We start from the raw sequence: 7,551 nt of genomic DNA, 5'->3' as shown, positions 1-7,551 counted from the left end.
CCACCCCACCCCTCCCCTTCGCAGGGGAGGGAGCCGACCGAATTCTTACTCAACAATCTGCTTATTGCGCACTCGTTGCCGCCGAAGCCGCCGGCACATCCCCGGCAGGTGCTTCTGCCGCCGGAGCGGTCTCCGCCGGAGCCATGACGTTGTCATACACCGCCCGCAATTCTGCCGCATTCACTTCAGGTTCCCCTTTCGGTTGCGCGATCAGTAACGCTGGCTCGCGGGACAACTGCTGCTTCAGTTCCTGATTCAGGACCGGTAAGGTCAGCGTCGAAAGGAACTGCTGGCGCAATTGCTGATACTGTTCCGGGGCGATATCCACCACGCCATTTTGCTGTGAACGTAAACGCTGGCTCATCAGCACATCGGTATCGGTGCGGGCGTAAGTCGCGAACAGTTTACTCAGCTGATCATTCTTCTGCGCAATCAGCGCATCAAATTCCGCCTGAGAAATCCCTTTGTCGCGCACTGCCAGCAATTCTTCCGACAGACGCTTAAACAGCTCGGTCAGTTTGGCTTGAGGCGCTTCAATGCGGATGGCACATTGCGCGCGCTGGTACTGCACATTGCAGTCAAAGCCCAGTGCCGGAGCCGGAGTCGTCGCGTCTTTCTTACTTTCAAAGGCGCTTTTCAGCTGCTCCTGCAAATGCCAGAACAACGCTTCGCGCGCCAGATCACTGCGCCAGTACGCGGCCAGCGCCTGTGACTCCTGGATCGGCTGCCATGCGTTATCCCACATTAACGAAACGCGATCCTGCGTCAGGTTTTCATCCATCACGGTCATGGATTTGGTGGTGACTTCAGACAGCGTCGGCAGGGTCTGCGGCGTTTCACGTTTGCCTTTCAGCGAAGAGAAAGTGCGGTTGATTTGCTCACTCAGACCGCGGCCATCGACATTCCCGACCACAAATAAGGTCATCGCATCAGGGGTATACCACTGATGATAGAATTTGGTTAATGCGTCGATATTGATAGGTTTGGTGGGTAACTGGTCAGGATTATGGCCGACCAGCGTCGAACCGGCGATACGGGCACGCCACCAGGGATCCTGCGTATTTTGCGGTAACGAGCCGACCGGATCCTGCGATTCCTGCCGCGCGGCGTTTACCAGCGCCGGAGTGACCGGTATTTTTCCTGCGGTGTTTGCCAGCCAGTTCAGCGCGTCTTTCAGCAGCTCCGGACGGTTGTTCGGCAAACTCAGGTTATATAAGGTGAAATCATAAGAACTGACAGCGGGCGGCAAAGGCCGCTGCGGATTGATACTTTGCTGCCACAAAGACTGTAGCTGAGCCGTGCTGAATCCTTCGCTGTGCATCAGCGCCAGACGAGGAAGGAAATGGGCATAGCCGGTTTGCTGGGCGGATTCTGCCAGCGACCCGGTGCGCACGACCAGACGTAATTCAATGCGATCGCTCGGGCGTTGCGGCGTGGTCAGCAACTGCCAGGTAAATCCATTGTCCAGCTTCCCCTGCTGCCAGGCCGGGTCTGGTTGTAATGCTTCAGCTTGCACATGACTTGCGGCTGCTGCCAGCAGCAATCCACCAATGAGTAAACGGATTTTGGTGCCCTGCATGTGAACCCCTACGTAATGACAATCCAATTTTCAATTTGCTGTCCTGCCGGTGTCAGTTGACTCGCCCACAGGAACTGAATGCGTAAGTTTTAGGACGTAAAATACAGCCCTTCGTTAGACCGCACATTTTTCGCAATGTCGCGCAGCCTGCAAAAATATTCTGGGAAGTAACGCCGGATGAGGCATCAGAGGGACATATTATGAAGATAATCCACCGGTTACATCAAGTAACCGGGGGTTATTAGGCGAGATTGAGGCTAAATAAATGCGTTTTCGGAAACCCTTCTCGGAATTTCTTTCCGCTTACTGACGTTTATTCAGAAAATTCAGGCAGATTTCTCGGCTTCTGTCAGACCTTTCTGACCGTTCAGCGTCGCCTTTAACTGTCCTTCATCGAGCTGATCACACCATTTCGCCACCACAATGGTCGCCACGCCATTACCGACCAGATTGGTCAGCGCACGCGCTTCTGACATAAAGCGGTCAATACCCAGGATCAGCGCCAGACCGGCAACCGGTAAATGCCCTACCGCAGACAGTGTCGCCGCCAGCACGATAAAGCCACTGCCCGTGACACCCGCCGCGCCTTTGGAAGACAGCAACAGCACCACAATCAGGGTGATCTGATGCCAGATATCCATATGCGTATTGGTGGCCTGGGCGATAAACACCGCCGCCATCGTCAGGTAAATTGAGGTGCCGTCGAGGTTGAAGGAATAACCGGTCGGGATCACCAGACCGACCACTGATTTCTTACAGCCCAGGCGCTCCATTTTATCCAGCATACGCGGCAAGGCGGATTCGGAGGAGGACGTACCCAGCACGATCAGCAGTTCTTCTTTAATGTAATTCACAAACTTGAAGATGCTGAAGCCGGTGAAGCGGGCGATAAGCCCCAGCACCACGACCACGAACAAAATACAGGTCAGGTAGAAGCACAGGATCAGCTGACCCAGTTGCACCAGCGAACCGACGCCGTATTTGCCGATGGTGAAGGCCATCGCGCCGAATGCACCCAGCGGAGCCAGACGCATGATCATATTGATGATGCCGAAAATGACCTGCGAGAAGCTTTCGATGACGTTGAAAATCAGCTGGCCTTTATGGCCCAGACGGTGCAGCGCAAAACCGAACAGCACGGCAAACAGCAGCACCTGCAAAATATTGCCGCTGGCGAACGCGCCAATGACGCTGGACGGGATCACATCCAGCAGGAACGGAATGATGCCCTGACTTTGCGCCTGCTCGGCGTACACCGCCACAGCTTTGGCATCCAGTGCCGCCGGGTCAACGTTCATCCCGGCACCCGGCTGCACGATATTGACGATCACCAGCCCAATGATCAGCGCAAGCGTACTGACGATTTCAAAGTACAGCAGCGCGATCGCACCGGTGCGGCCAACGGCTTTCATGCTTTCCATGCCGGCGATGCCCGTTACCACCGTACAGAAGATCACAGGGGCGATGATCATTTTGATTAATTTAACAAAACCATCACCAAGTGGTTTCATCTGAGCGCCCAGCTCAGGGTAAAAATGGCCCAGCAGAACACCGACGGTAATTGCCAAAAGAACCTGAAAATACAGGCTCTTGAAGATTGATATTTTCATGTTATTGCCATCCTGATGTGATTGTATCGCCCTTTATTTTGTAGGGTCGGAGGTCATGAGCGACAGCCGGAAAGTAACACCAACACAACATGATGGAAATATTTTGTTTCCCTCTGCAATGGCGACTCATGAAAAACCAGAGCGGAAACCATTCAGCTGAGAATTTAGTAAGTAAAGAAAGTAAAAAAGTGAGGAAACAGGCTGGTTTTCCCGCCGGCAGGCAGGATCAGGAAGGCTGGCAGAACTGGCGTTCAAACTCTTTTTTGGAAAGCGGTGCGGAGAATAAATACCCCTGTCCGATGTGAATATTTTCCTTCAGCAGCCAGCGGCGCTGGGCTTCATTTTCGACACCTTCCGCCACCAACTGAATATTCATGGCGCGGCCTATCGAGGCCACGATATTCACCATCACTTCATCGTCAGGCAGAACGCTGACAAAACTGCGGTCAATTTTAATCACGTCAATCGGCAGCGAACGCAGCCGGTTGAGGTATTCGAGACCGGAGTAACCCAGACCGAAATCATCCAGTTCAATCGAAACACCGACAGCGCGCAGTTCGCTGAGTAACAGCAGCGCGCGATCTAAATCATCAATACGTGCCGTTTCGGTGATTTCCAGCACCAGTTGCCCCGGATTGATTTTATAGCGGCTCAGCAGGCTGCGCAGCTCCGGCAGGAAATTACGCTGCTGCACCTGAGCACCGGAAAGATTCACGGACAACGGTAACGTGATGCCGCGCCGTTGCCAGTCCGCCAGGATCTGACAGCCCAGTTCAAGAATTTTGTATCCCAGCAAACTCATGACGCCAATTTCTTCGGCCAGCACAATAAAATCGCTTTCCAGCCCGTAACTGCCGTCCGTCATTTTGCGGCGCAACAGGGCTTCCGCACCGACCACCTCGCCGGTTTTCATATTGACCTGCGGCTGGATAAACAAGGTGAAGTCGTTCTGCTCCATCGCATGCAGGATTTCGTTTTCCTGCAACAGGCGCTTCTGGATTTTCGCCGTCAATTCCGGTTCAAAGAACAGGATCTGGTTTTTCCCCTGCTGATACGCCGACACTCTCGCCGCCCGCGCGTTGACCATCAGTTGCTGCGCGCTCACCGGGAATTCGCCGGTGTATTGCACGATACCGATACTGCCGGTCGGATGCAGCGACATATTGCCCGCATGGCTTTCCTGCGGCGCATTAATGCGCTCCATGATGTGTCTGGCCAGACGCATCGCCATAAAGGGCCGGGGAATATCGCCCGCCAGCACCGCAAACTCGTTGTAGCTCAGACGCGCCATCAGGCAATGCTCCGGCAGCACCTCCATGATGGATGAGATCAGCGGACAATCGACATGGCCGTCATCGCGCAGGCTTTCAATGCCGATCAGCAGCAGATGGAAACCTTTTTCCGGCTCCGCGCCATGCAGACGGTGTTGCAGGCGCTGCATAAACTGTTCTTCGCTGTTCAGCGCACCCTCTGACGGCAGCAGCATTTCGGTGACAGGCGGACGGGCTTTTTCCCGCTGCTGCTGATTGCGGTTGTAGCTGCGCACCAGCATGCCGATTTCATCGTCTTCATGGCGCGGCGGCAGGGTCAGCTGATGGTGCGGCACATCGCTTTCGGGCAGGGATTCCAGATCACTGGCGATGCTGCGCAGCGGTTTAACGATCAGCCGGTTAATAATCCAGCTCAGGGAAATCGACAGGATCAGCGCCAGTAAAAGGTACGTCGTCAGCATGGTCGACAGCGCGCTGACAATAAACTGATACATGCGGTAGGAATCTGCCTGCAACACCAGATAAGCCAGCGGTTTGGGATCTTTCGGGCTGGCCGCCGCAGAATAGAGAGGAACGGAAATCGTCACCGGTAAATTAAAGCCCCGGGTGACCCATTGCGGCACCGGGCGGCCAGGCGGGAAATGCGTGTGCAGCGCGGCGATTTGGTTAGGCATCACGACATCGGCGCGGCTTAATATGCCCACCGGTTGCAGGGTGTTCAGGATATCCTGCGTTTCTTCCAGATCGACATCCAGCACCGCCTGAGACAGCGGAACCCGGACAGAATGTGCTATGTTTTCAAGTTGCTGGGCGTAATCATCCCTCCGCTGCTGCACAAAGTGAAACAGCTGGATGACGATGAAAATACAAATGGTGATTGCCGCAATACTGGATACCGCCGCCATCTGTTTGATCGTTAGTGAACGCCTGACCCGCAACTTAATTCTCCATCAATCGCCGACCCGATTTGCCCCGCCCGCCTGAGCAGGCACGGCACTTCTGCGCAGTATACCTTATAACGTGTTATTTCGAGGCGTTACACCACGTTTTGACTATAAAAAACAACATCTTTGCCGGAAGGCTTCTACACTGATAATTCATGAGGTTATTTAACTTACGAAATCCATACATTACTTACTGTAATCGAATAATAAGGAAAAACCGAACATCCTGACTTGAATACAACTTATGAAGTGAGTGTGCTGGTGATCACGGTAAAGACAAACTATTCCACTACATTAAGACAAAAAACCAGCAAATGAAGGCTAAAAACCTTGTGTGACAGCCAGTTATAGAGGTGTTGTTTTTTATGCGGGAAATTCTTATTTTTTGTAAAATGTGCTCTAAGCTGTAAAAGAACTGATATATTAAGACGAGTCTTATTCCCACATAAAACTTTAAAAAAATTAAACCTTCCACACGCTTTGTTAGCGGCCAATCCGGGCCGTTTTGACGTCCAGAAAACACCGATATATATAATCCTACCGGGCGGGATTTATGAATAAATATGATGATATTAAACGTTTTATGGATAAGACGAAGTTGGAAAAGCTTGATTATAAAGAGCTTAATGAAAAATCAACGGGTGAATCCATTACGGGTTCAATGAATCAATGGACGTTGATTAAACAAGTTTCTGCCAGCGAAGAACCTGCGGGTCCCCTCGACAATGGCCGCACGACGCAACCCACCCCACAAGCCATTTCAGCGGATGAGTTTTCCTTATCTGCGGCTCAGGCTGCGTCTGAACATCATGCCGCGCCGCAACCGGAAACGCAGCCTGCCACGCACGCGCAAAGCACGCCGATGTCATCGGAAGTGGCTCCGCCGGCAGCCGGTTTTGGCTTACTGGATGCGCTGCGCGAAACACTGCCGCCTGCCCCTGTGGCGTCACAGCCCGCGCAACATCAGCCTGTTCACACGGCACCGACGTTGCACGCGCAGTCTGTGATCCCAGACAGTGGGTCAGGTTTGCTCGATTCCCTGCGTAAAGCCATGCCTGAAGCGCCGCCGGTTCAGACACCGGCACCGGCGCCCGTTCAGGCTCAGCCTGCACCGGTCCGCGCCGCACCACCTGTACAGCAACCCGCGCCAGTGCGCAGCCCGTTACCCGCCAGCCCGGCGCACGTGGCGTCTCCGGCGTCTGCTGATGCTAACCAGCGCTTTAAACAGATGTTTAAACAACGGGCTCCGCAGCCTGCCAGCGCTTATTTACATCGCGACACACCGCTTCAACCCTTGTTAGAGATGATTGCCTCATGCCGTTAGTTTGCGTTTGTTCACCGAAAGGTGGGGTAGGAAAAACCACGGTGGCCTCCAATCTGGCCTATTCCCTTGCCCGCAGTGGCAGCAAAGTGCTGGTCATCGATTTTGACGTGCAGAACGCCCTTCGCCTGCATTTCGGTGTACCGATTTCTGATACCCGTGGTTTTGTCGCCGGTTCGGGGAATGAATCCGACTGGAGTCAGTTCATCCTCAAAGCGGGTTCCAATACCTTTGTCTTACCTTACGGCGAAGTGACGGAAGATCAGCGGCTGGAATTCGAACACCAGCTCGCCAGCGATCCGCATTTTTTACAGCGCGGATTAAATACCGTCCTGAATTATCCGGGATTGATTATTATTGCCGATTTCCCTCCGGGTCCGAGTCCGGCATTAAAAGCCGTTCAGGCGATTGCGGATTTACATGTTGTGGTGATGCTGGCTGATACCGCGTCATTATCTTTATTGCCTTTAATGGAAAAGAATAAATTAATTGGTACCCCGCTTAATAATAAGAAGGGTGAATATTATGTGGTTAACCAAAGTGACACCCGCCGGACATTAAGCCGCGACGTCACGCAATTTTTCGAACAGCGTTTAAATGAAAGATTATTAGGCACAATCCACAGGGATGAATGTGTGCCAGAGGCGAATGCCTCGCAGCGCTCTATTATTGATTTCAGTCCGGTCTCTGCTTCGGCATTTGATATTGAACTGATCAGCAAGAAAGTCGCCGCCATTTTAGGGATTAAAGTCGGTGATGGTGAATTACACGCCGCGCCTAAATCTGGCAGTTATTAACTATCACTGTTAACAGCGACCCCAAAGCG

General features: G+C 52.9%; 5 protein-coding genes. 2 read left to right on the top strand and 3 right to left on the bottom strand.

All coding sequences use genetic code 11. From position 1 onward, the window contains the following. Positions 1-61: 61 nt before the first annotated feature. The 3 genes from EYY67_RS23365 to hmsP all read right to left on the bottom strand — a co-directional run bounded on the left by EYY67_RS23365 (position 62) and on the right by hmsP (position 5,398). On the bottom strand, positions 62-1,579 hold the full coding sequence (locus EYY67_RS23365; protein WP_095923935.1) for a M16 family metallopeptidase: 1,518 nt from the start codon (positions 1,577-1,579) through the stop codon (positions 62-64). A gap of 326 nt (positions 1,580-1,905) precedes the next feature. Further along, positions 1,906-3,189 carry a dicarboxylate/amino acid:cation symporter gene (locus EYY67_RS23360; RefSeq protein WP_095923936.1) on the bottom strand — a complete coding sequence of 428 codons (1,284 nt, stop codon included), beginning with the start codon at positions 3,187-3,189 and terminating at the stop codon, positions 1,906-1,908. A 226-nt stretch (positions 3,190-3,415) separates the two neighbouring features. Next, positions 3,416-5,398, bottom strand: a complete 1,983-nt coding sequence (hmsP, locus tag EYY67_RS23355) for a biofilm formation regulator HmsP (RefSeq protein ID WP_095923937.1) — start codon at positions 5,396-5,398, stop codon at positions 3,416-3,418. A gap of 559 nt (positions 5,399-5,957) precedes the next feature. On the opposite strand from hmsP, the gene EYY67_RS23350 reads away from it, so the two are divergent. Continuing rightward, on the top strand, positions 5,958-6,728 hold the full coding sequence (locus EYY67_RS23350) for a cellulose biosynthesis protein BcsO (protein WP_131694491.1): 771 nt from the start codon (positions 5,958-5,960) through the stop codon (positions 6,726-6,728). Continuing rightward, entirely contained in the window at positions 6,719-7,522 is an 804-nt protein-coding gene (bcsQ, locus tag EYY67_RS23345; RefSeq protein WP_119825464.1) for a cellulose biosynthesis protein BcsQ, read from the top strand. The genes EYY67_RS23350 and bcsQ overlap by 10 nt, the downstream gene beginning before the upstream one ends. The last annotated feature ends 29 nt before the right edge of the window (positions 7,523-7,551 follow it).

It is taken from the genome of Rahnella victoriana, from assembly GCF_004330295.1.
Taxonomy (GTDB): domain Bacteria; phylum Pseudomonadota; class Gammaproteobacteria; order Enterobacterales; family Enterobacteriaceae; genus Rahnella; species Rahnella victoriana.
The sequence above is the reverse complement of the archived record's forward strand: the minus strand, read 5'-3'. Positions and strand labels throughout refer to the sequence as shown.